The organism is Williamsia sp. 1138, from assembly GCF_002095435.2.
Lineage (GTDB): Bacteria > Actinomycetota > Actinomycetes > Mycobacteriales > Mycobacteriaceae > Williamsia.
Genome location: NZ_MJEJ02000051.1, coordinates 95,722 through 116,390 on the forward strand (window position 1 = coordinate 95,722; position 20,669 = coordinate 116,390).

Sequence of the window (20,669 nt, forward strand, 5' to 3'; positions counted from 1 at the left end):
ACTACAGGCCGGAACGCGTGGATTGCTTGTCAGAACTCGCCCACTTGACCACGGACACGATGCCGAGGATGACGAGACCGATCACCAGGATGTACAGCAACCCCTTGACCAGCGCCATGATCAGGCCGAAGGCCAGCCACACGACCAGAACTGCGAGCAATACTTTCCACCACATGATGCTTCTCCTCATTCCGGTGTTCGTCTCCGGTGACCACAACGGTGCCAGGGGTATGACCCGGTGTCACGGAAAAGCAGCCAAGATGGGTGGAAGTTCAGGGACTACCCCGAGTGCCACCGATCGGTCGATCGACCACTCAGTTCGCTTGTGGCTTCTCGATGTTGGGCCCCAGAGCCGCGGCCGGATCGGCCGCCGGCGTGGCGCTGGACTCACCGGCAGGCAAGGACTCGCCTGCCATCGAGGCGCGGATCTGTTCGAGCCGGGAATGGCCTGCCATCTGCACGCTGGCCTGCTGGACCTCCATCATCCGGCCCTGAACCGAATTGCGGGACAGCTCAGCCGATCCGAGAGCATTGGCGTACCGGCGCTCGATCTTGTCGCGCACCTGCTCGAGGTTCGGGGTGTTGCCGGGCGCCGAGAGTTCACTCATCTGGTTGAGCGAGGCAGAGACCTGCTCTTGCATCTTCGCCTGTTCCAGTTGACTCAGCAGCTTGGTGCGCTCGGAGAGCTTCTGTTGCAGCTGCATCGAATTCTGCTCGACGGCACGCTTGGCCTGTTCTGCGGCCTGCAACGACTGGTCGTGCAGATTCTTCAAATCCTCGACACTTTGCTCTGCGGTCACCAACTGGGCGGCGAAGGCCTCGGCCGCGTTGGTGTACTCGGTCGCCTTCGCGGTGTCGCCGGCCGAGGCGGACTTGTCCGCGAGGGTCAGCGCCTGTCGGGTGTTCGCCTGCAGACGCTCGATGTCCTCGAGCTGCCGGTTGAGCTTCATCTCGAGCTGCCGCTGATTACCGATGACGGCTGCCGCCTGCTGCGACAGCGCCTGGTGCTGGCGCTGCGCATCCTCGATCGCCTGCTGGATCTGAATCTTGGGGTCGGCATTCTCGTCGATCTTGGCGTTGCCGAACGCCATCAAGTATCTCCACGCCTTCACGAATGGGTTAGCCATTGCCCTGCCTTGTCTTGAAGTCCGATTCCGAGCAGTTCGATGTCTAATCTATCGTCTGGCCCGAGCTGAAACAGCAGAGGCCGCGACACGGGGTGCACGAGACACCGATCAAGCGGCCGCGAGCGCAGATGCCGGGGCGGGGATGACCACCTTGGTCTCGGTGGCGATGTTCGCGTGCGCGCCCTGCGGCGTCACGTGTTCGGGATCGGTACGCAAGGTGTCCCGCACATCGAGTAACACGTCCGCGATCTCGACAGCCAGTGCGTCGCAGATGGCCGCGAGCAATTCGCTCGACGCTTCCTTCTGGCCGCGTTCGACCTCCGACAGGTACCCGAGACTGACCCGGGCGCTCGTCGAGACCTCGCGCAGCGTTCGACCCTGATCCATGCGGACCCGCCGCAGGCTGCCACCGAGCGCTTCCCGCAAAAGCAGTGCCATATGAGTCCTCCTCAACACATCAGTCTGTCCAACGCCACACGGCTCGATTCCGTTCCCGGAACTCGGTGAGTGCGCGTGACGCACGCACCCGGCCGGTCGACGGTTCAGCGATCGACCGTGTGAACGAGACTAGACGAATATCTTATCGATCGCCGGACGGTGACATGCGCTCCGACGCCGGTGAGTCGGCCGAAACGTCAGCGGTGACTGCGACCGTCGATCTGCCGGGCTGCGGCCGCATCCCGGCGTCGCTGCGCCCTCTTCGCGAAGGCCTGCCACACGTAGTCGACGCCGGTGACCACCGTTGCGACGAGCGCGGCGGCCATGAAGATCACCGCAAGCCAATGCAACAAGCCGGGCAACGGCAGGATGTACAGCCCGATCGCGACTGCCTGCAGAAGGGTCTTGAGCTTGCCGCCGCGACTGGCCGGGATCACCCCGTGACGCAGCACCCAGAACCGCAAGACGGTGATTCCGAGTTCGCGGGCGAGGATCACGCCCGTCACCCACCACGGGAGCTCACCGAGAACCGACAAGCCGATCAACGCCGACCCGATCAGCGCCTTGTCCGCGATCGGATCCGCCAGCTTGCCGAAATCGGTGATCAGTCCACGCTGGCGCGCTATCCGGCCGTCGTAGTGATCGGTGACCGCTGCGAGAGCGAATATGCCCCAGGCCAGGGTCCTCCACCACGGATTGTCACCATCGTCCACGAACAGGACCACCACGAAGACCGGCACCAGCGCGATGCGGAACATGGTCAGGATGTTCGCGAGATTGAGTACCGGGACATCGGTGCTGACCGGGTCCGAGATGGGATCGGCTTCGGGGTCGTTGACCTCGCGCCGCAAACGATCAGCCATGGGCAGCACCTGGTTCCGGTGATCTGCGTTGCCCAATACCCACACGCACAGGATAGGCGGCGGCCGTCGCGGTCACCGGCAGGGGTACGCGGCGCTCGTATTACTGTTCATCCATGGCATCTGACGAGCGCTCCACACACCAGGCTGCCGCCGCACCCGCGACCGCGGTGACAGTACGACGCGCCCGCACCTCCGACGTACCGCGCATCAAAGAACTCATCGACCAGTACGCCGGCCGCATCCTGTTGGAGAAGAACCTCGTCACCCTCTACGAAGCAGTTCAAGAGTTCTGGGTCGCAGAGGCCGACGGCACTGTGGTCGGATGTGGTGCACTGCACGTGCTGTGGGCCGACCTCGGCGAGGTGCGCACGGTGGCCGTGGACAAAGCGCACGCCGGACACGGCGTGGGACACCAGCTCGTCGCCCGGTTGATGGAGATGGCCCGGGAACTGCAGTTGAGCCGGGTCTTCGTCCTGACCTTCGAGACCAGCTTCTTTGCAAAACACGGTTTCACCGAGATCGCGGGCACCCCGGTCACCTCCGAGGTCTACGAGGAGATGTGCCGTTCTTACGACGCCGGTGTCGCCGAGTTCCTCGACCTCAGCTACGTCAAACCGAACACCCTGGGCAACACCAGGATGATCGCAAACCTGTAGATCACAACGAAAGTGGAACCTTGTCGACCTATCTCGTCACCTACACGTTCTCGGCCGGCACCGCATCGGTCCGCGACGAAACCCGCGCCACCCATCGAACCTGGCTGAAATCGCTACTCGACGACGGTGTGCTAAAGGCATCGGGACCGTACACCGACGGGTCGGGCGCGCTGTTGATCTTCAACGCGCCCGACGTCGATTCTCTGTCCACGATCCTCGCCGGTGATCCTTACGTGCCCGTCGCTGCGATCGATGCGACGACCATCACCGAGTGGACGCCGGTGTTCGGACCCATCACCGACTGAGTACTCCTTTACGGACTGAGCTCGGTCTTGTCCGCCTTACGGGCATCGGATCTCGACTTCAGCAGGCTCGCGACGGTGGTGATCACCAGCGTTCCGACGATCACGGACAGCGACAACGGAGTCGAGATCTCCGGCACCTTCACGTGTTCGCCTCCGTTGATGAAGCCCAGCGTGTTCTCGTGCAGGGCGTGCAGGACCAGCTTGATGCCGATGAACCCGAGGATGAACGACAAGCCGAAGGAGAGGTAGACCAGCTTGTCGAGCAGACCACCCAGCAGGAAGTACAGCTGCCGTAGACCCATCAGGGCGAACGCGTTGGCGGTGAACACGATGTAGGGCTCGGAGGTCAGTCCGTAGATCGCCGGGATCGAGTCGAGCGCGAACAGCACGTCGGTGAAGCCGATGACGATGAGGACCATCAGCATCGGGGTCGCCAGGCGCTTACCGTTTTCTTTCGTGAACAGCTTGTCGCGGTCGTAGTTGTCGGTGGTGCGCAGGACCCGCTTGACGAAAACCTGGATGCGGCTGTCGCGTTCCTCTTCCGCTTCCTCTTCGTGACCGGATTCGCGAACGAGTTTGATCGCGGTGTAGATCAGGAATGCACCGAACAGGTAGAAGACCCACGAGTATGCGTTGATGGCTGCCGCGCCCACGGCGATGAACGCTCCGCGCATGACGAGCGCCATCATGATCCCGAACAGCAGAACTTTCTGCTGATACTCGCGCGGCACCGCGAACTTGGCCATGATGATGACGAAGACGAACAGGTTGTCCACCGAGAGCGCTTTCTCGGTGACGAAGCCGGCGTAGTACTCGGTGCCCGACGTCGAACCCCACTTCCACCAGACGAACCCACCGAAGATGAGCGCAACTGTGATGTAAAAAGCGGACCAGAACCCCGATTCCTTGATCGAGGGGGCGTGCGGAACGCGCACGTGGGCGAAGAAGTCGAAGATGAACAAGCCCAGGATCACCAGGATGGTGATGATCCACACGGTCGATGACACGTGCACAGTCGCAGCCTCCAAGCAGCAGTTCCAGTCAAACAGTAAAGATGACTTTACCGAACGTTCGAGGAGATCTCGATGAGTGAGAGCAACACCTCCGCCTGGTTGCTCCTGCACGGAGTGCCGCTCACGCCTGCGGTTTGGGCGCCTCTAGTGCAGCTATTGCCCGCAGCGACCGCTGCAGACGCAGTCATGCCAACCCTGACGGCCACCGAGAGTTCACCTGATGTTCAGGCGGAACTGGCCGGTGACCTGATAGCACGACACTGTCAGGATGCGCGTCGACTGCACGTGGTCGGGCACTCGTTCGGTGGTCAGGTCGCGCTCGAGTTCGCTCTGCAGGCCCCCGCCTCCGTGGCATCGCTGACGCTCTTGTGTACCCGCGACACCCCGTTCCCGGCCTTTGCGCAACTGGCCGAGACGGTGCGGAATTCACCGATCGATCCTTCGCAATCGATTCAGCGCTGGTTCAGCGCCGCCGAGATCGATGCGAACGGGCCTGCGGTGCGGTACGCCCGGACCACGCTCGAGCGCGCCGATCGCACGCAGTGGGCGACTGCCCTGGCTGCCATCTCGCGTTTCGATTGCTCTGACCGCACCGGCCGGATCACCGCGCCGACCACGGTGATCGCAGCCGATCGCGACCCCGTCTCCAGTGTTGCCGCGATGGGTGAGATGGCGGACCGAATCGACGGGGCCCGGATGACGGTGCTGGCCGACGCCGGACACATGTCGCCTTTCAGTGACCCAGAACGTCTGGCAGACCTTCTCATCGCCTCGGCGCGGCGCGCATGACCCTCAGTCGTCCGGATCGCCGTCGGTATCGGAACCGCCACCGGTGATCGAAGCGATGACCCCGGCCAGGTCCTCGGGCTTCACGAGCACATCGCGCGCTTTCGATCCCTCCGACGGGCCCACCACTCCCCGGGTCTCCATCAGGTCCATCAGGCGACCTGCTTTGGCGAAACCGACCCTGAGCTTGCGCTGAAGCATCGAGGTCGAGCCGAACTGACTGGTCACCACGAGTTCGATCGCCTGCAGCAGATCGTCGAGGTCGTTGCCGATATCGGAGTCGATGTCCTTCTTGTCCGACACCTTCTTGGCGGTCACGCCTTCGGTGTAGTCGGGTTCGCTCTGGTCCTTGGCGAAGTCGACGACCGCCTGGATCTCCTCGTCGGTGATGAAGGCGCCCTGCATGCGCACCGGCTTGCTCGCGCCCATGGGCAGGAACAAACCATCACCCATACCGATCAGCTTTTCCGCGCCGGGCTGATCGAGGATGACCCTGGAGTCGGTGAGCGAGGACGTCGCGAACGCCAGGCGCGAGGGGACGTTCGTCTTGATCAACCCCGTAACCACATCCACCGAGGGACGCTGAGTTGCCAGCACGAGGTGGATACCCGCGGCACGGGCCTTCTGGGTGATTCGGACGATTGCGTCTTCGACGTCACGCGGAGCGGTCATCATCAGGTCGGCGAGCTCGTCGACGATCGCAAGGATGTACGGGTACGGCTTGTAGACCCGCTCGGAACCGAGCGGGGTCGAGATCTCGCCTGAACGCACCTTCGCGTTGAAGTCATCGATATGGCGGACCCGAGATGACTTCATGTCCTGGTAGCGCTGTTCCATCTCCTCGACCAGCCATGCCAGGGCAGCGGCAGCCTTCTTCGGTTGAGTGATGATCGGCGTGATGAGGTGCGGAATACCCTCGTACGGAGTCAGTTCCACCATCTTGGGGTCGATGAGGATCATCCTGACCTCATCAGGGGTGGCGCGGGTGAGCAGGGACACCAGCATCGAGTTGACGAAGCTGGACTTACCCGAACCGGTGGAACCGGCAACGAGCAAGTGGGGCATCTTGGCGAGGTTCGCGGTGACGAAGTCCCCCTCGATGTCCTTGCCGAGACCGATGACGAGCGGGTGCTTGTCCTTCCGGGTCGAACTCGCGGTCAGTACGTCCGCGAGGCGGACCATCTCTCGGTCGCTGTTCGGCACCTCGATGCCCACCGCGGACTTGCCCGGGATCGGGGCGAGCAATCGAACGTTGTCGGTGGCGGCGGCATAGGAGATGTTGCGCTGCAACGCGGTGATCTTCTCCACCTTCACACCGGGTCCGAGTTCCACCTCGTACCGGGTCACGGTCGGACCACGGGTGAAACCGGTGACGGCGGCATCGATCTTGAACTGCTCGAGGACGGCCGAGATCCGATCGATCATCTCGTCGTTGGCCGCGCTACCCAACTTAGGCGGATCGCCGTCGATCAGCAGACTCGCGGGGGGCAGTTTGTAGTCGCCTTCGACCGCGCGATCAACCACCAGTGCGTCGTGGTCGCCGCCGAGGTCATCGTCGTCCTCGTCTGGGGCGGGCTTCGGCGTCGGCTTGGGCACCGGCCGTTTGCGCACCGGTTTTGCTCCGACGGGTGGGGTGGTGATGGCGGCCGTCACCGCTGTCGGGCCGTCGTCGTCGATGATCGGTTCGGTCAAGGCTTCTGAAGCGGTCACCGCACTTGCCTGGCGGCGCCGTGGCGGTCTGCGCAACGCTTCCGATCCGGCAGCTGTCGGGTGGTCGTCAGGCGGGTAGTTGTCGTAGGGGTCGCCGAACGCGGTGTCTGCGTAACCACCGTCGACATCCTCGTCATCATCGGGTTCTTCGTCGTCCCATTCACGATCGACACCGATTCCGAGGTAGGAACCCACGACTGCCGTGAGTTCGCGGACCGTGAGACCCGACAGCAGCAACAACCCGAACGCCATGCACAGCAGCAGGATCGGGACGGACAGCCAGGCGGTGAGACCGTCGGTGAGAGGGCCGCCCACCGCGAAACCGATGAAGCCCCCCGCGCCCTGCCTGCCGTCGAGGTCGTTCGGCATGCCCGAGAAGATGTGAAACAGTCCCGGCAGCGGCAATCCGATGAGCAGCGCTGCGCCGATGAAACGGCCACGGCCGCGCGGATTCGGCGCATGGCGCATCAGCGCGAAGCCGATCACCATCAATACGACCGGAACCAGGGCCGCAACAGATCCGAGTACCGCGCGGGTGGCGGAGTCGACGAAGGCACCGACCGGACCGCCGGCGTCGAACCAGATCGCTGCGATCATCACGATCGCGGCCGCGATCAATACCAGGGCGATCCCATCTCTGCCCTGGGTGTGCTCGGGCCCGTGGTCGCCGTCGGATCGCGCGTCCCAGTCGCCGCCGACATCGCCGCCGGTCTCGTCCCAGCCGTCGCCGGTATCGTAGATCCGCTCGTCATAGTCCCGGTCGCCATCTCGCGAACCCACCCGGGCAACCGAACCGACACCTTTCGCAAGCATTCCCCAGCCTGCCCCGACCCCATTACCGACGGCCTTGGCGACCGATCGACGCTCACGCACCGGACGTGCCGGGGTCGCTGCGGTCTTCTTGGTCGCGGCCCGCGTCGAGGGAGACTTTTTCGCCGCCGCCTTCTTCACGCCGGACTTCTTTGCTGCCGTCTTCTTCGGTCCGGTGGCCGTTGTGGCCTTCTTCGGAGCCGCCTTGCGCGGCGCAGCCTTTTTGGCGCCGGCTTTGGTTGCCTGCGCAGAACTTCGAGCCGACGCGCCAGAACGACGGGCGGTGGACTTGGTTGCCATGGCTGACAGCCTAGTCGGCAACAGTCACACCTACCTCATCTACAACACGCGTATCGCGGGCCGTGTCAGATTCGTGACCGGAGACCGACCTGGTCCAACTTCGCTGACCTGGGATGTTCGATCAAAAGCCGCGCTTGGCGGCCTTCACCGCAGCGATCGCGTCCACGTCGCCGGAGAAGTCCAGCACGGTCTTCGACCGGCCGAAGGCGAACAACAGCAGTTCAAGGGGTTCGCCGGTGACTCGAACGATGGGTCCGCGACCCCCGACACCGATCTGTTCGCCCGCAGGAGTGACCAGTTCGACCGTCGCGGGCGACTTCGCAATTGCCCGCTTCCCCATGGCCTTCAAGGGACCGAGCACTGCCTTCGTGCTGGCAGCGTCGAGTGCGCGGGGCTCCCACTCGGCGCTACCGCGTCGAACGTCTTCGTGGTGCACGAACATCTCGGTGATGTTCACGAATCGATCGACGAGCTTCAGCGGCGAGAACAGCGGCGGCCCCGCGGCGAACTTGGTGACCATCGCATCCCAGTCCCCCGCCGCGACCTGGTTCTGGACCTTTTCGGTATGTCCGGCGAATGCCGAGATGAGAATGCCGGGCGAGGCGTCCAATCGGTATTCCCGCACGATCATGTGAGCGGTGAGGTCGCGCGCAGTCCAGCCTTCGCACAGAGTGGGCGCATCGGGGCCAACCGCTCGCAGGGTGGTTGCGAGCGCGGCGCGTTCATCTTGGGCAATGGTCATGTGAACACCCTAGTTGCCAGACTGCTAGTTGTCGGATCCCTCGCGGACCGTGAGCACGGTCGGGATGATCATCGGGCGACGACGGTACTTGTCGGCAACCCAGCGACCGACGATCCGGCGAATCGTCTGCGCGATGCGATGAGTGTCGGTCACCCGCTCGGTGGCCATCTGGGTCAAGGCCTGTTCCACCAGGTCTGCCGCTTCTTTCAGCGCCGTCGGATCGTCGGAGAACCCTCGACCCGACACCTCGGGAGGACTGATCGCCCTACCGGTGGCCGCATCGATGACGATCGCGATCGCAATGAAGCCGCCCTCACCGAGTACGAGCCTCTCGGACAGGGTCGACTCCCCCACATCACCGACCGACAGGCCGTCGACGTAGACATAGCCGACCGGGACCCGGCCGGTGATACGGGCCTTCCCGTCGACGAGGTCGACGACGACCCCGTCCTCGGCCAGCACAACCGCGTCGGCCGGCACACCGGTCGCCTCCGCCAGTGCGGCGTTCGCGCGCAGATGCCGCCATTCACCGTGCACGGGCATGACGTTCGAAGGACGCACCGCGTTGTAGAGATACAGCAATTCGCCCGCCGAGGCGTGGCCGGACACGTGGACCTTTGCGCTTTGCTGGGTGACGACGGTGGCCCCACGACGAGCCAGCCCGTTGACGACGGCAAAGACAGAGTTCTCGTTACCCGGGATGAGTGACGACGCCAGGACCACGAGATCGTCGGCACGGATGTTGATCTGGCGATGCTCGCCGCGCGCCATCCGAGAGAGGGCGGACAGCGGCTCGCCTTGCGATCCCGTCGAGATCAGGACGAGCTTGTGATCCGGCAGACTCGCCGCGGTGTCGAGGTCGACCACCACGCCGTCAGGAACTCGCAGGTAACCGAGTTCTTGCGCGATCTGCATGTTGCGGACCATCGACCGGCCGACGAAGGTGACCCGTCTGCCGTGGGTGTGCGCGACATCGACGACCTGCTGGATGCGGTGCACGTGGCTGGCGAAGGATGCGACGATGACGCGCTGTTTGGCCTTTCCGATGACCTGGTCGAGCACCCCACCGATCTGGCGTTCGGGCATGACGAACCCGGGGACCTCGGCGTTGGTCGAGTCGACGAGGAACAGGTCCACGCCCTCGTCACCGAGACGCGAGAAACCGGCGAGGTCGGTGAGCCTGCCGTCGAGCGGGAGCTGATCGAGCTTGATGTCACCGGTATGGAGCACCACGCCCGCGCCCGTGCGGATCGCAACTGCGAGCGCGTCGGGGATCGAATGGTTGACCGCGAAATACTCACAGTCGAATGGACCGTGCGTCGAATGCTCGCCCTCGGTGACCTCGATGAGCTTCGGACGCAGCCGATGCTCTTTGCACTTCGCCGCCAGCAGTGCCAGCGTGAACTTGGAGCCGATCACCGGTATCTGCTGACGCAGCCGCAGCAGGAACGGGACCGCTCCGATGTGGTCCTCGTGGCCGTGGGTCAGGACGATCGCCTCGACGTCATCGATGCGATCTTCGATGTAACGGAAATCGGGCAGGATCAGGTCGACGCCGGGTTGGGCATCTTCTGGGAACAGGACCCCGCAATCGACGATGAGCAGTCGGCCGTCGTACTCGAAAACAGTCATGTTCCGGCCGATTTCGCCGATTCCACCGAGTGCGACGATCCGCATCCCGCCCTTGGGCAGCTTCGGCGGGACTCCGAGTCGGTCGGTTCCTTCGACCACCTTCGGTTCGTTGCGTTTCTGCGGTCCGGACTTGCCGCCCTTGCGATCGCGCGACGTCCGTTTTGCAGCAGCAGGTTTAGCAGCCCGAGCGGCTTTCGCTGCCTGCGGTTCGACCACGGGATCAGCTGCAGGCGGGGCCACGGGTTCCACCGTCGCCGGCGGCGCAGCGTTCACCGGGGGCGGGTCCGACGGCGGTCCGGCCTGCCGGACGACCCTGCCGCGCCTACGTCCGCCACCCTCTGGCGTGGTCATGAAAGCACCTTGGCTGCACGCAGATCAGCGATCAGCGATTCGATCTGGGGGCCACTGGCCGGCACCTGCGGGAGCCGGGGATCACCAACGTCCATCCCGACGATGCGGAGCGCCGCCTTGACCATGGTGACGCCACCGAGGCGACCCATCGCGTTGACGAGCGGGATCATCGAAACATTCAGTTCGCGGGCGCGCACCAGATCTCCTTTGTTGACGGCTTCGAGCATGTCGCGCAACCGATCCGGAACCAGGTGTCCGATGACGCTGACAAATCCCGCAGCCCCGATCGACAGCCAGGGCAGGTTCAGTGCGTCTTCACCGGACAGATACTGCAGTCCGGTGTCCGTCATGAGTGACGCGGCCGAGTTCAGATCACCCTTGGCGTCTTTCACGCCGACGATGTTCGGGTGGCGCGACAACTCGAGCAATGTGCGATGTTCGATGGGGACCACCGAGCGCGGCGGGATGTCGTAGAGCAGGACCGGCAGGTCGGTGGCATCGGCGACTGCGGTGAAGTGGGCGAGCAGACCCGTCTGCGGCGGCCTGGAGTAATACGGCGTCACCACCAGCAACCCGTGCGCCCCGAGCGCCGCGGACTCCTTGGCGAACCAGACACTCTCGCGGGTGTCGTAGCTGCCCGCACCTTGCACGATTCGCGCTCTGTCACCGACCGTGTCGAGCACCACACGCAGCAGATCCAGCTTCTCGGCCGGTGTGGTCGTCGGGGACTCGCCGGTGGTTCCGGAGACGACGAGTCCGTCGCACCCACCGGTCACCAACTTGTCTGCGAGCTCGGCGGCTCGGTCGAGGTCAAGCTTTCCGTCAACGGTGAACGGCGTCACCATGGCAACACTGACTGTCCCGAAAGGGAAGCTCTGCGGTTGCGTCTCACCGGTGGTCATGGTCGGTAAGGTTACCGGAGCCACCGGGCACCGAGTGACGCCGCGGCGCCTCGCGCCTTCGGTGAACCGGTGACGCCCCGCTCAGCCCTCGAACACGAAGGGCGATGTGGCCACCTCGGTGCCGTCGGAAAGGGTCCCGATCTCGAAGTCGCCGAAGACCGTCGGTGCGACGTCGGTGAGTTGACGCAGACATTCGATGGCCAGCTGGCGGATCTCGACGTCGGCGTGCTCGGTGGCGCGCATGCCGATGAAATGCCGCCAAGCGCGATAATTGCCGGTGACGACGATTTTGGTCTCGGTGGCGTTCGGCAGCACCGAACGGGCCGCCTGACGCGCCTGCTTGCGGCGCAGGATGTTGTTGGGAACGTCGGAGAACTTCTCCTCCAGCGCGGTCAACAGTTCGGAGTAGGCCTGCCTGCTCGCGTCGGTCGCCGCCACGAACAGTGCTTCGAGTTCTTCGTCACCGCGGATCGCCGGCGGCGGCACCACATTCGAATCATGTTCCGGCACAAAACGTTGCGACAGCTGTGAATACGAGAAGTGCCGATGTCTGATGAGCTCATGGGTGCACGACCGTGAGATACCGGTGATGTAAAACGTCACCGTCGCGTGCTCGAGCAGCGACAGATGACCGACTTCGAGGATGTGCCTGAGGTATCCGGCATTGGTCGCCGTGCGCGGATTCGGCTTGTCCCAGCTCTGGTAGCAGGCACGGCCTGCGAACTCGACAAGCGCCTCACTGCCGTCGACGTCGGTGCTCCAAGGCACGTCGGTGGGCGCCTCGAAAGACGATTTCGCCACCAGTTGCACCTTCAACGGCACCATTTCCGACACTGCAGTTCCTCTTTTCTCGCCGCGGGTGTGAGTGCTGATTCTCCCCTACCCGAGAAGTTCGTCGACACGCGACCTCGCGGCGGCGCACCCCGAAGACGGGTTCAGCGGCGCCGAATCGACGTGCGGAGCGCCTGCGCGAGGTCGCCGCGATCACCCACGACGATCTGTTCGACGCCGAGCCAGCTCGCCATCGCCGACAGATCTGTCGCCAGCGAGTCCGCGACGAACGGCGCATCCGCGCCGGCTTCGGCGAATGCACCGAGTACCAGCAGCCGATTGCCGGATCGGTCGGTCTTCAGGTCGACCCTGGCCACCAGCCGATCTCCCATCAGATACGGCAGGACGTAGTAACCGTGGACCCGTTTGGCCTCCGGAACGTAGATCTCGATGCGGTAGTGGAAGTCGAACAAACGCTCCGTCCGGGGCCTGAAGAACACCAGTGGGTCGAACGGACTCAGCAAGGTCGACCTATTGATGGCTCGCGGGACCTTGGCGCCGGGGTCCAGGTAGGCGGGTTTGTCCCACCCCTCCACGCGGACCTGCCGGACCTCCCCCGCGGCCACCAGGTCGGCCAGTGCCTCGCGGGCGGGTCCGGGCTTCAATCGGTAATAGTCGCGGATGTCCGCCTCGGTGCCCACGCCGAGGGCCACGACCGACCCCGCCACCAACGACCTGACAGCCTCCTCGCGTGGGATCTCGAGGTTCGCGTACTCACCGACGACGTTTTCGGCGAGATCGTAGTAGCGAGTGAAGCCACTACGGCGAGTCGCCGACAGCTCCCCCGCGGCGAACATCACTTCGCACAGGTATTTGACCTGGCTGCGATCCCACCACGCACCTTTCTTCGGTCGTTTCTCGTGGCCCAGGTGATCTTCGAGCATGCCGCTGGTGCTGGGACCGACCTCCGAGACCGCCTCGCGAATGCGCGTCCGCAGATCGGCGGCTCTCTTGTCGCCGATCGCCTCGCGATATCGACCGTGCGCGTAGTCCTGCATGCGCCAACGGAACAGCGGCCAGTGCTCGATCGGGATGAGTGCAGCTTCGTGTGCCCAGTACTCCGCCAGCAGGGCCGGGCGCCGCGCGGTGGGCTCCCATGCGGCCTGCTCGAGCACGGTCCGGTCGTACGGTCCGAGCCGACTGAACATCGGCATGTAGTGGGCGCGGACCGCCACACTGACCGAGTCCATCTGGATGAGCCTGGTTCTCGACAGCATCCGCTGCAGGTGGCGGCGGTTGACTGCTGCCGCGGGCTGCCGATCCGCGAAACCCTGGGCAGCCAATGCCAATCGACGGGCCTGCGACGCCGAAAGGTCATCGGCCCCTGCAGGTTTGACAACGGAGCGGTTGGCGACCATCAGGCTTTCGCCGTGTACCGAAGGAAGCGGTGCCGCAGGCCTGAGGCCGATACGCGCCAGTCCTCGTCGGCATCCAGGGTCCAGCGGTCGGGGTCGAGTTCTGGTGCGAGCGTGTCCCCGCCGGAGATGCCGATCTCGATGTCGATCTCGGTGACGTAGGCGGTGTCGGCGACATCGGTTGCGGCACGGTAGATCTCACCACCACCCATGACGAAGACCGTGTCGTCGAGCTGTTCGGCCGCCGCCAGCGCCGACGCGACGTCAGGAAAACTCTGCGCGCCGTCGCCGAGCCAGTCACGCTGCCTGGTGATCACCAGGTTCTCCCGGTTCGGCAAGGGACGAAACCGCTCGGGCAACGAGTCCCAGGTACGCCTGCCCATCACCACGGGATGGTGGCCGGTGATCCTGCGAAAGTACCGTTGGTCTTCGGGAAGGTGCCAGGGTATGTCGCCGTCACGTCCGATCACGCCACTGGTCGACTGCGCCCAGATCAGTGCAATGGTCATCACGTGAACCCTAGACCGCCACCGGCGCCTTGATTCCCGGATGGTAGCGATAGTTCAGTACCTCGATGTCTTCGAACTCGTAGTCGAAGATGGAATCGCGTTCCGCCAAAGCCAGTTTCGGGTAGGGGTAGGGATCGCGAGCAAGTTGAGTGGTGACCTGTTCCACGTGGTTGTCATAGATATGGCAGTCGCCCCCGGTCCACACGAAATCGCCGACTTCCAGTCCCGCTTGAGCGGCCATCATGTGGGTCAAGAGCGCGTAGGAGGCGATGTTGAACGGCACCCCCAAGAACAGGTCCGCGCTGCGCTGGTACAGCTGGCACGAGAGCTTGCCGTCGGCAACGTAGAACTGGAAGAACGCGTGGCACGGTGGAAGCGCCATCTGCGGGATCTCTCCCACATTCCACGCGGAAACGATGTTCCGGCGTGAATCAGGATTGGTCTTGAGCAACTCGAGCGCAGCACTGATCTGGTCGATGTGCTCGCCTGACGGAGTCGGCCAGCTCCGCCATTGCACGCCGTAGACGGGACCGAGTTCTCCATCCGGATCGGCCCACTCGTCCCAGATGGTCACGCCTCTGTCCTGCAGCCAGCGCACGTTGGATTCCCCGCGCAGGAACCACAGCAGCTCGTAGACGATGGACTTCAGGTGCACCCGCTTGGTCGTGATCAGCGGAAACCCTTCGGACAGGTCGAATCGGAGTTGATGTCCGAACACGCTCCTCGTCCCGGTCCCGGTTCGGTCCGCTTTCGGAGTCCCCGTGTCCAGGACCAGCCGCAACAGGTCCTCGTAGGGGGTCGGAATCTTCGCCGCATCCGTCACGCGGTCGAGTCTAATCGCGGGTGAGGATCACCAACCGCTGGGTCGCGCGGGTCATGGCGACATAGCGGTCGACTGTTCCCGAGACCCCTTCGCCGAATGCGTCCGGATCGACCAGGACGACCAGGTCGAACTCGAGACCCTTTGTCAGTTCCGGTGCCAGCGACGTGACGCGTTCGGTGCCCGCAAACGTGGGATCACCGATCACGCAGGCAGTGCCGTCGGAGTTCGAGGCGGCCCATGTGTCGATCACCGATCGCAGATCGGACGTCAAACCGTATTCGACTGGTTGCCCGCTGCTGCGGACAGACGTGGGTACGTTGGCATCCGGGATCACCGCCCTGATGACGGGCTCGGCCTCGGCCATCACCTCTTCCGGGGTCCGGTAGTTGATCGTCAGGGACGTCACATCGACGCGGTCGAGGCCCACCCGCCCGAGCCGCTGTCGCCAGGTCTCGGTGAATCCGGCTCTGGCCTGGGCGCGGTCTCCGACGATGGTGAAGCTCCCCGACGGGCACCTGGCGAGCAGCATCTGCCATTGCGCGTCAGACAACTCCTGCGCCTCGTCCACGACGATGTGCGCGAACGGCCCGGCCAACAGATCTGGATCGGGTCGCTCCGCCGCGTCTGAATCGATCAGCGCCTGGCTCAAGTCATCGCCCCGCAGCATCGACATGACCATCAGCTCGGAATCGTCGGACGCGATCAGGTCGTCGACGACCGCTGAGCGCCGCTCATGTTCGGCAGCCACGGCAGCGGTGTCCCGGCGCCGGCGACCCGTCGCCTCCGGGTCGCCGAGGCGTCGACGCGCGGCGTCCAGGAAAGGCAGGTCGGATGCAGTCCAGGCGTAGGGGTCTCGGCGGTTCAACGCAGCGACCTCGTCAGCACTGAGCCACGGAGCGCACCGACGTAGATACGCCGGCACCGACCACAGATCTGCGACGAGGTCGGTGGCCTCGATCAGCGGCCACGCCCGATACAGCGTCTTGCGTAGATCCTCATTCTCCTGCAACGCCTTACGGAGCTGCCTGCCTGCGACACCGTCATGCCCGTCCGAGAGGATCGTGAGGAGTTCGGACCAGATCTCCTCACGCGCTTCGTTGTGCGGGATGCCCGGAAGCGCCGCACCGAAGGCCGCGGCCCAGTCATCCGGACTGACCCAGATGTCTGTCCAGTCGGTCTCGACGACCATGCCTTTCGCCGGAGGTTGTTCGTAGAACCCGACGGCAGGCTCGATTGCTCGTACGAGCTCGGCCGACGACTTCAGACGAGCCGCCTCCAGATCGGAATCCACCGCGGCGAAAGCTCCTTCTGCGACCAGATCACGGACGGTGCAGAGCTGTACACCCTCCTCGCCGAGACTGGGTAGGACGCCCGCGACATAGGCCAGGAAAGGCTGGTGCGGACCGACGAAGAGGACCCCGCCCTTGCGACGCCCGAGGCGAGGGTCCGCGTACAGGAGATATGCGGTGCGATGCAGCGCGACAACGGTCTTCCCTGTGCCGGGGCCACCGTCGACGACGAGCGCTCCCCGCGACCCCGCACGGATCACGGCGTCCTGATCTGCCGCGATCGTGCCCAGGACATCCCGCATCCGGGATGAGCGGTTCGTACCGAGGCTCGCGATGAACGCTGACTGATCGTCGAGCGCTGCCCTGTTCGTCAGGCCTTCGGCGGTGAACACCTCGTCCCAGTAGTCGGTGATCCGGCCGCCGGACCATCGGTAGCGGCGACGACTCGACAGCCCCATCGGGTCGGCGTGGGTCGCACCGAAGAACGGCTCGGCCGCCGGTGACCGCCAATCCAGCAGGAGTTGGCGCCCGTCGGTGTCGGTCAGGCCGAGCCGCCCGACATAGACGGTCGCGGCACCGTCGTCGTACCTCATGTGGCCGAGGCACAGGTCTACGCCGAAGCGATGTAGCGCGCGCAGTCGGGCACCCACCCGGTGGACTTCCATGTCTCGGTCCATCGCATCGCGGCCGGTGCCGCCCGGCGACTTTCGCGCTGCATCGAGGCGGGAGGTGAGATCTGCGATCGTGTCGTCGAGGCTCTGCGCGATGGCCTCCAAGTGCGTCTGATCGGCCGCGATCAGCGCAGGGTCGGCCTTGTCCGCGAGCCGGCGTGGGAGGTCGAACACACTGGGAAAGCGAAGATTGTTTGCCACGGCGAGAGATTCTGCGCGCTCCCCCTGGTCTTGCCGCAAGCCCCGGGGTGGGCTATAAGTTGAAAGTGGAAGGACTCGCTATGCGAGCGTTGCCGCGAGAACGGCACCCAATTCGTAACAGGCTTCCCGTGCTGCAGCGTTCAACTCGGTGATCTCCAGCGGCGCAGCAGCTGCCTCGAGCTCGAGCCCGGTGGCCAGCTTTCGAATCGACGAGATCGCGCCTGCGGTGTCGTTGTTTCCGTGTACCCACAGTCCGTACGGTTTCCCGGTCACCGACCCGAGGACCGGGTAATAGATCGTGTCGAAGAAGTGCTTCAAGGCTCCCGACATATAACCGAAGTTCGCGGGTGTGCCGAACAGGAAGCCATCTGCGGACAGCACATCGGGCACCGTCGCGGCCAGTGCTGCGACGGGTGTGACCCGGACTCCCGAGATCTCGGGATCGGCGGCTCCCTCCAAGACCTTCTCGAGCAGCTCACGCGTCGGCGGCGACGGGGTGTGGTGCACGACGAGCAGCGTCGGCAGCGATGCGTCCTCAGACACCTGAGTCGGCTTCCCGCTCCTGCGCCACAGCGCGTTTCATCATCTCGCGGGCGCGAGAGCGATCACCTGCGTAGTCGTAGGCGCGGGCGATCCGATAGGTCGCGCGCCAGTTCCCGGGGTCGGCTTCCCACTCTGCTTTGACCGTGGCGAACAGTTCGTCGGCGGCATCGCGCTCGATCCGGCCCGATGGTCTACGGGGCAGTTCCGAGACGTCGAGCTCTCGACCCTCCTCGACCATCCGCCGGGCCAGTCGCTGATGAGCCAGTCCGGCGCGCAGAGTTGCGACCACCATCCAGATCCCGAGCAACGGCAGGATCAGCACCCCGATCCCCAGGCCGATGCCGACCGGGTCGCCGCTGGTCAACAGATCGACCGCGCGGGAACCGAGCAGGACGAAGTAGAAACCCAGTACCAGCACGAGCACGCCGATCCCGATGACGATCGGTCGGGCATCCTTCGGTTTCTGGCTCACGTCGAGGACTCGCTCACAGGTCCATCAGCTCGTCGAGACCGACCGTGAGGCCCGGTCGGTCCGCGATGGCGCGCACGCCCAACAGCACACCGGGAACAAATGATGTCCGGTCGATCGAGTCATGACGAATGGTCAGGGTCTCCCCCTGGGTTCCGAACAGGACCTCCTGGTGGGCGACGAGTCCGGCCAGGCGCACCGAATGAACCCGGACCCCGTCGACCTCGGCGCCGCGGGCGCCATCCAGTTCGGTACTGGTCGCATCGGGACTGAGGGGGACGCCCGCAGCCGTCCTGGCCTCGCCGATCAGGCGGGCGGTGCGATATGCCGTACCCGATGGAGCATCGGCCTTGTGTGGGTGATGGAGCTCGATCACCTCGACAGAATCGAAGAACCTCGCGGCCTGCTGCGCGAACCTCATGCTCAGCACCGCACCGATCGCGAAGTTCGGCGCGATGAGGACTCCGACACCGGGATGGTCTGCCAGCCAGCCGCGGACGGTATCCAAGCGTTCGTCGTCGAATCCGGTGGTGCCGACGACGGCATGGATGCCGTTCTCCACCAAGAACTCCAGGTTGGCCATGACCGCGTCGGGATGGGTGAAATCGACAACCACTGCGGTCTTCGATTCGACGAACCGCGACAGCGGATCACCCTGGTCGACCCCGGCGCTGAAGTCGAGGTCGTCGGCGGCTTCCACCGCCGCGACGATGGCCTGCCCGACCTTGCCGCCGGAACCGAGTACGCCTACTTTGATCTGGTCGCTCACCCCGCCGAGTCTAGTCAGCCCGCGAACGCCACTCCTGGCAGGTCACCGACGGCGATCACCTGGATTCGGCTGCATGTGATTTCAGCACGCCGATGCTTCGGCTTCCGACGGTGAAGTACCAGAGGAACCCGACGCCGGCGATGATCCCGATGTAGATGAAGGCGCCCCAGGCGTTGTACCAGCCGACGCCGTAGACAGATTCTCGTGGCCACGCCAGGTTCAGGGCCATCAGGAATCCCCAGATCACGGCGAAGATGTTGACGACCAGCCCCCACCTGCCCATCGTGAAGAATCCGTCCTGCTTGAGATCGGGCGGTGGCCAGTTTCCCTTGAACCGCTGGATCAGCAGCGGGCCCGTGACCAACAGGTAGGCGATGTAGATCATGATGATCGCGATCGAGGTGAGCACCGTGAAGATCTGCGGCTGATTGATGTTGATGACAAGGATCAAGATCGCCAGCACGCCGATCGTCACCGCCGGCACGACGGGCGTCTGGTACTTGGGATGGACCTTCGCCAACGACTCACCGAATGGCAGTGCGTTGTCACGCGCCATCGCGAAACTCATCCGGATCGCGGCCGTGTGAACCGCCAGGGTGCAGACGAAGACCGCGATCACGATGCAGATCAGGAAGATCGTGCCGAGCGGGCTGACCATCACCTGTTCGACCAGATACTGCAGGCCACCGGACTTCTCGGCCAGCAGTGGGTCGTTCAGGTCGGGCGCGGCGAGGATTGCGAAGACGAGGATCGCGCCGCCGATCACGAACGAGGCGAGAATCGCTCGCAGGATCGCCTTGGGTGCGGTCTTCCTGGGTTCATTGGTCTCCTCACCCAGCGAACTGGCGGTGTCGAAGCCGTACATCACATAACCCGACGCCAGCGAAGCGATCAGGAATGCCCCCAGGTAGCCGCCGCTGACGCCATCGCCGTACCCGTTCGTCGAGAAGAACACGTCGGGTCCGCGTTCGATGTTGAACGCCAGAATGATCGCGATGAGCACTGCGGCAATCAGTTCGATGAACACCCCGGTGCTGTTGATGACCGACATCAACTTGACGCCGAAGGCGTTGATCACCGTGGTGCAGATGACCAGAATCGTCCCGAGGAGGACCGCGTTCTCCGGCGACGTGACGGACAGGTCGTCGCTGCCGATCACGCGGAAACCGGACCAGATCCGCGGCAGGGTCGAATCCAGTGCGAGCACCACCGCGGCAATCGTGACGATGGATGCGGTCAGCATCATCCACCCCGAGAACCAGCCGACGAACTTGCTGCCCAGAATCTTTGCCCAGTTGTAGACCGAGCCGGCAATCGGATACTTCGCCGCCAACTCCATGAAGCAGAGCGCGACAGCCAACTGACCGACGAAGACGATCGGCCACGACCACAGGTACGCCGCACCGGCCGTGCCGAAGCCGAAGTAGAACAGCTGGAAGGTGCCGGTGAGGATGGAGATATACGAGACACCTGCGGCGAAACTGGCGAACTTGCCGATGCTCCGGTTCAGGCTTGGTTTGTAGCCGAAGTGCTCCATACCGTCGTCGGAGCCTTCGGGTGCGGAATCTGGAGGA

Annotated in this window: 21 protein-coding genes; 3 read left to right on the plus strand and 18 right to left on the minus strand. The window is 64.2% G+C overall.

The window, feature by feature from the left end:
* Position 1 precedes the first annotated feature (1 nt).
* The 4 genes from BH683_RS28765 to pgsA all read right to left on the minus strand — a co-directional run bounded on the left by BH683_RS28765 (position 2) and on the right by pgsA (position 2,428).
* Entirely contained in the window at positions 2-175 is a 174-nt protein-coding gene (locus BH683_RS28765) for a hypothetical protein (protein ID WP_168176739.1), read from the minus strand.
* Between the two features lie 139 nt (positions 176-314).
* A complete protein-coding gene (locus tag BH683_RS22615) occupies positions 315-1,127 on the minus strand; it encodes a PspA/IM30 family protein (RefSeq protein ID WP_084838534.1) in 813 nt (270 codons plus the stop codon).
* A 108-nt stretch (positions 1,128-1,235) separates the two neighbouring features.
* Positions 1,236-1,565 (minus strand): helix-turn-helix transcriptional regulator, encoded by a 330-nt coding sequence (locus BH683_RS22620; RefSeq protein ID WP_084838535.1) that lies wholly within the window; start codon positions 1,563-1,565, stop codon positions 1,236-1,238.
* A gap of 197 nt (positions 1,566-1,762) precedes the next feature.
* The gene (gene pgsA, locus BH683_RS22625; protein ID WP_084838696.1) at positions 1,763-2,428 is read right to left on the minus strand and encodes a CDP-diacylglycerol--glycerol-3-phosphate 3-phosphatidyltransferase; all 666 of its coding nucleotides are present in this window, start codon (positions 2,426-2,428) and stop codon (positions 1,763-1,765) included.
* 113 nt (positions 2,429-2,541) lie between these two features.
* Between pgsA and BH683_RS22630 the strand changes: the two genes are divergently transcribed.
* The gene (locus BH683_RS22630; protein WP_084838536.1) at positions 2,542-3,084 is read left to right on the plus strand and encodes an amino-acid N-acetyltransferase; all 543 of its coding nucleotides are present in this window, start codon (positions 2,542-2,544) and stop codon (positions 3,082-3,084) included.
* A 20-nt stretch (positions 3,085-3,104) separates the two neighbouring features.
* On the plus strand, positions 3,105-3,389 hold the full coding sequence (locus tag BH683_RS22635; RefSeq protein ID WP_084838537.1) for a YciI family protein: 285 nt from the start codon (positions 3,105-3,107) through the stop codon (positions 3,387-3,389).
* 8 nt (positions 3,390-3,397) lie between these two features.
* On the opposite strand, the gene BH683_RS22640 is transcribed toward BH683_RS22635, so the two are convergent.
* Positions 3,398-4,402, minus strand: coding sequence for a TerC family protein (locus BH683_RS22640; protein ID WP_084838538.1), 1,005 nt, complete (start codon positions 4,400-4,402; stop codon positions 3,398-3,400).
* A 72-nt stretch (positions 4,403-4,474) separates the two neighbouring features.
* Here BH683_RS22640 and BH683_RS22645 point away from each other — a divergent pair, with 72 nt between their 5' ends.
* Positions 4,475-5,191: an alpha/beta hydrolase gene (locus BH683_RS22645; protein WP_084838539.1), complete on the plus strand. Its 717-nt coding sequence runs from the start codon at positions 4,475-4,477 to the stop codon at positions 5,189-5,191.
* A gap of 3 nt (positions 5,192-5,194) precedes the next feature.
* Here BH683_RS22645 and BH683_RS22650 read toward each other — a convergent pair whose 3' ends face one another.
* The 13 genes from BH683_RS22650 to BH683_RS22710 form a co-directional block, all read right to left on the minus strand.
* Positions 5,195-8,008 (minus strand): DNA translocase FtsK 4TM domain-containing protein, encoded by a 2,814-nt coding sequence (locus BH683_RS22650; RefSeq protein WP_168187102.1) that lies wholly within the window; start codon positions 8,006-8,008, stop codon positions 5,195-5,197.
* Positions 8,009-8,129: 121 nt separating this feature from the next.
* Positions 8,130-8,750, minus strand: coding sequence for a TIGR03085 family metal-binding protein (locus BH683_RS22655; protein ID WP_084838540.1), 621 nt, complete (start codon positions 8,748-8,750; stop codon positions 8,130-8,132).
* A 24-nt stretch (positions 8,751-8,774) separates the two neighbouring features.
* Positions 8,775-10,733, minus strand: coding sequence for a ribonuclease J (locus tag BH683_RS22660; RefSeq protein WP_084838541.1), 1,959 nt, complete (start codon positions 10,731-10,733; stop codon positions 8,775-8,777).
* Complete coding sequence (dapA, locus tag BH683_RS22665) at positions 10,730-11,635, minus strand: 4-hydroxy-tetrahydrodipicolinate synthase (protein WP_084838542.1); 906 nt, start codon at positions 11,633-11,635, stop codon at positions 10,730-10,732. The genes BH683_RS22660 and dapA overlap by 4 nt, the downstream gene beginning before the upstream one ends.
* Positions 11,636-11,716: 81 nt before the next feature.
* Positions 11,717-12,469, minus strand: a complete 753-nt coding sequence (thyX, locus tag BH683_RS22670; protein ID WP_084838543.1) for an FAD-dependent thymidylate synthase — start codon at positions 12,467-12,469, stop codon at positions 11,717-11,719.
* 101 nt (positions 12,470-12,570) lie between these two features.
* On the minus strand, positions 12,571-13,824 hold the full coding sequence (locus BH683_RS22675) for a crosslink repair DNA glycosylase YcaQ family protein (RefSeq protein ID WP_084838544.1): 1,254 nt from the start codon (positions 13,822-13,824) through the stop codon (positions 12,571-12,573).
* The gene (locus BH683_RS22680; protein WP_084838545.1) at positions 13,824-14,330 is read right to left on the minus strand and encodes a dihydrofolate reductase; all 507 of its coding nucleotides are present in this window, start codon (positions 14,328-14,330) and stop codon (positions 13,824-13,826) included. The genes BH683_RS22675 and BH683_RS22680 overlap by 1 nt, the downstream gene beginning before the upstream one ends.
* 10 nt (positions 14,331-14,340) lie before the next feature.
* Complete coding sequence (locus tag BH683_RS22685) at positions 14,341-15,153, minus strand: thymidylate synthase (RefSeq protein WP_094647672.1); 813 nt, start codon at positions 15,151-15,153, stop codon at positions 14,341-14,343.
* A 10-nt stretch (positions 15,154-15,163) separates the two neighbouring features.
* Positions 15,164-17,314 (minus strand): RNA polymerase recycling motor ATPase HelR, encoded by a 2,151-nt coding sequence (gene helR, locus BH683_RS22690; RefSeq protein ID WP_084838547.1) that lies wholly within the window; start codon positions 17,312-17,314, stop codon positions 15,164-15,166.
* 78 nt (positions 17,315-17,392) lie between these two features.
* Positions 17,393-17,839, minus strand: a complete 447-nt coding sequence (locus BH683_RS22695) for an NAD(P)H-dependent oxidoreductase (RefSeq protein ID WP_084838698.1) — start codon at positions 17,837-17,839, stop codon at positions 17,393-17,395.
* 10 nt (positions 17,840-17,849) lie between these two features.
* Positions 17,850-18,329, minus strand: coding sequence for a hypothetical protein (locus BH683_RS22700; protein WP_084838548.1), 480 nt, complete (start codon positions 18,327-18,329; stop codon positions 17,850-17,852).
* Between the two features lie 13 nt (positions 18,330-18,342).
* Positions 18,343-19,095, minus strand: a complete 753-nt coding sequence (gene dapB, locus BH683_RS22705; RefSeq protein WP_084838549.1) for a 4-hydroxy-tetrahydrodipicolinate reductase — start codon at positions 19,093-19,095, stop codon at positions 18,343-18,345.
* A 55-nt stretch (positions 19,096-19,150) separates the two neighbouring features.
* The gene (locus BH683_RS22710) at positions 19,151-20,632 is read right to left on the minus strand and encodes an amino acid permease (RefSeq protein ID WP_246833549.1); all 1,482 of its coding nucleotides are present in this window, start codon (positions 20,630-20,632) and stop codon (positions 19,151-19,153) included.
* Positions 20,633-20,669: the final 37 nt, after the last annotated feature.

Bases quoted from the DNA above. Each gene is read 5' to 3' on its own strand.
- BH683_RS22675 (WP_084838544.1), bottom strand. From the start codon at position 13,824: ATGGTCGCCAACCGCTCCGTTGTCAAACCTGCAGGGGCCGATGACCTT.
- BH683_RS28765 (WP_168176739.1), bottom strand. From the start codon at position 175: ATGTGGTGGAAAGTATTGCTCGCAGTTCTGGTCGTGTGGCTGGCCTTC.
- pgsA (WP_084838696.1), bottom strand. From the start codon at position 2,428: ATGGCTGATCGTTTGCGGCGCGAGGTCAACGACCCCGAAGCCGATCCC.
- BH683_RS22710 (WP_246833549.1), bottom strand. From the start codon at position 20,632: ATGGAGCACTTCGGCTACAAACCAAGCCTGAACCGGAGCATCGGCAAG.
- BH683_RS22660 (WP_084838541.1), bottom strand. From the start codon at position 10,733: ATGACCACGCCAGAGGGTGGCGGACGTAGGCGCGGCAGGGTCGTCCGG.
- BH683_RS22615 (WP_084838534.1), bottom strand. From the start codon at position 1,127: ATGGCTAACCCATTCGTGAAGGCGTGGAGATACTTGATGGCGTTCGGC.
- BH683_RS22655 (WP_084838540.1), bottom strand. From the start codon at position 8,750: ATGACCATTGCCCAAGATGAACGCGCCGCGCTCGCAACCACCCTGCGA.
- dapA (WP_084838542.1), bottom strand. From the start codon at position 11,635: ATGACCACCGGTGAGACGCAACCGCAGAGCTTCCCTTTCGGGACAGTC.
- BH683_RS22650 (WP_168187102.1), bottom strand. From the start codon at position 8,008: ATGGCAACCAAGTCCACCGCCCGTCGTTCTGGCGCGTCGGCTCGAAGT.
- BH683_RS22620 (WP_084838535.1), bottom strand. From the start codon at position 1,565: ATGGCACTGCTTTTGCGGGAAGCGCTCGGTGGCAGCCTGCGGCGGGTC.
- BH683_RS22645 (WP_084838539.1), top strand. From the start codon at position 4,475: ATGAGTGAGAGCAACACCTCCGCCTGGTTGCTCCTGCACGGAGTGCCG.
- BH683_RS22630 (WP_084838536.1), top strand. From the start codon at position 2,542: ATGGCATCTGACGAGCGCTCCACACACCAGGCTGCCGCCGCACCCGCG.
- BH683_RS22680 (WP_084838545.1), bottom strand. From the start codon at position 14,330: ATGACCATTGCACTGATCTGGGCGCAGTCGACCAGTGGCGTGATCGGA.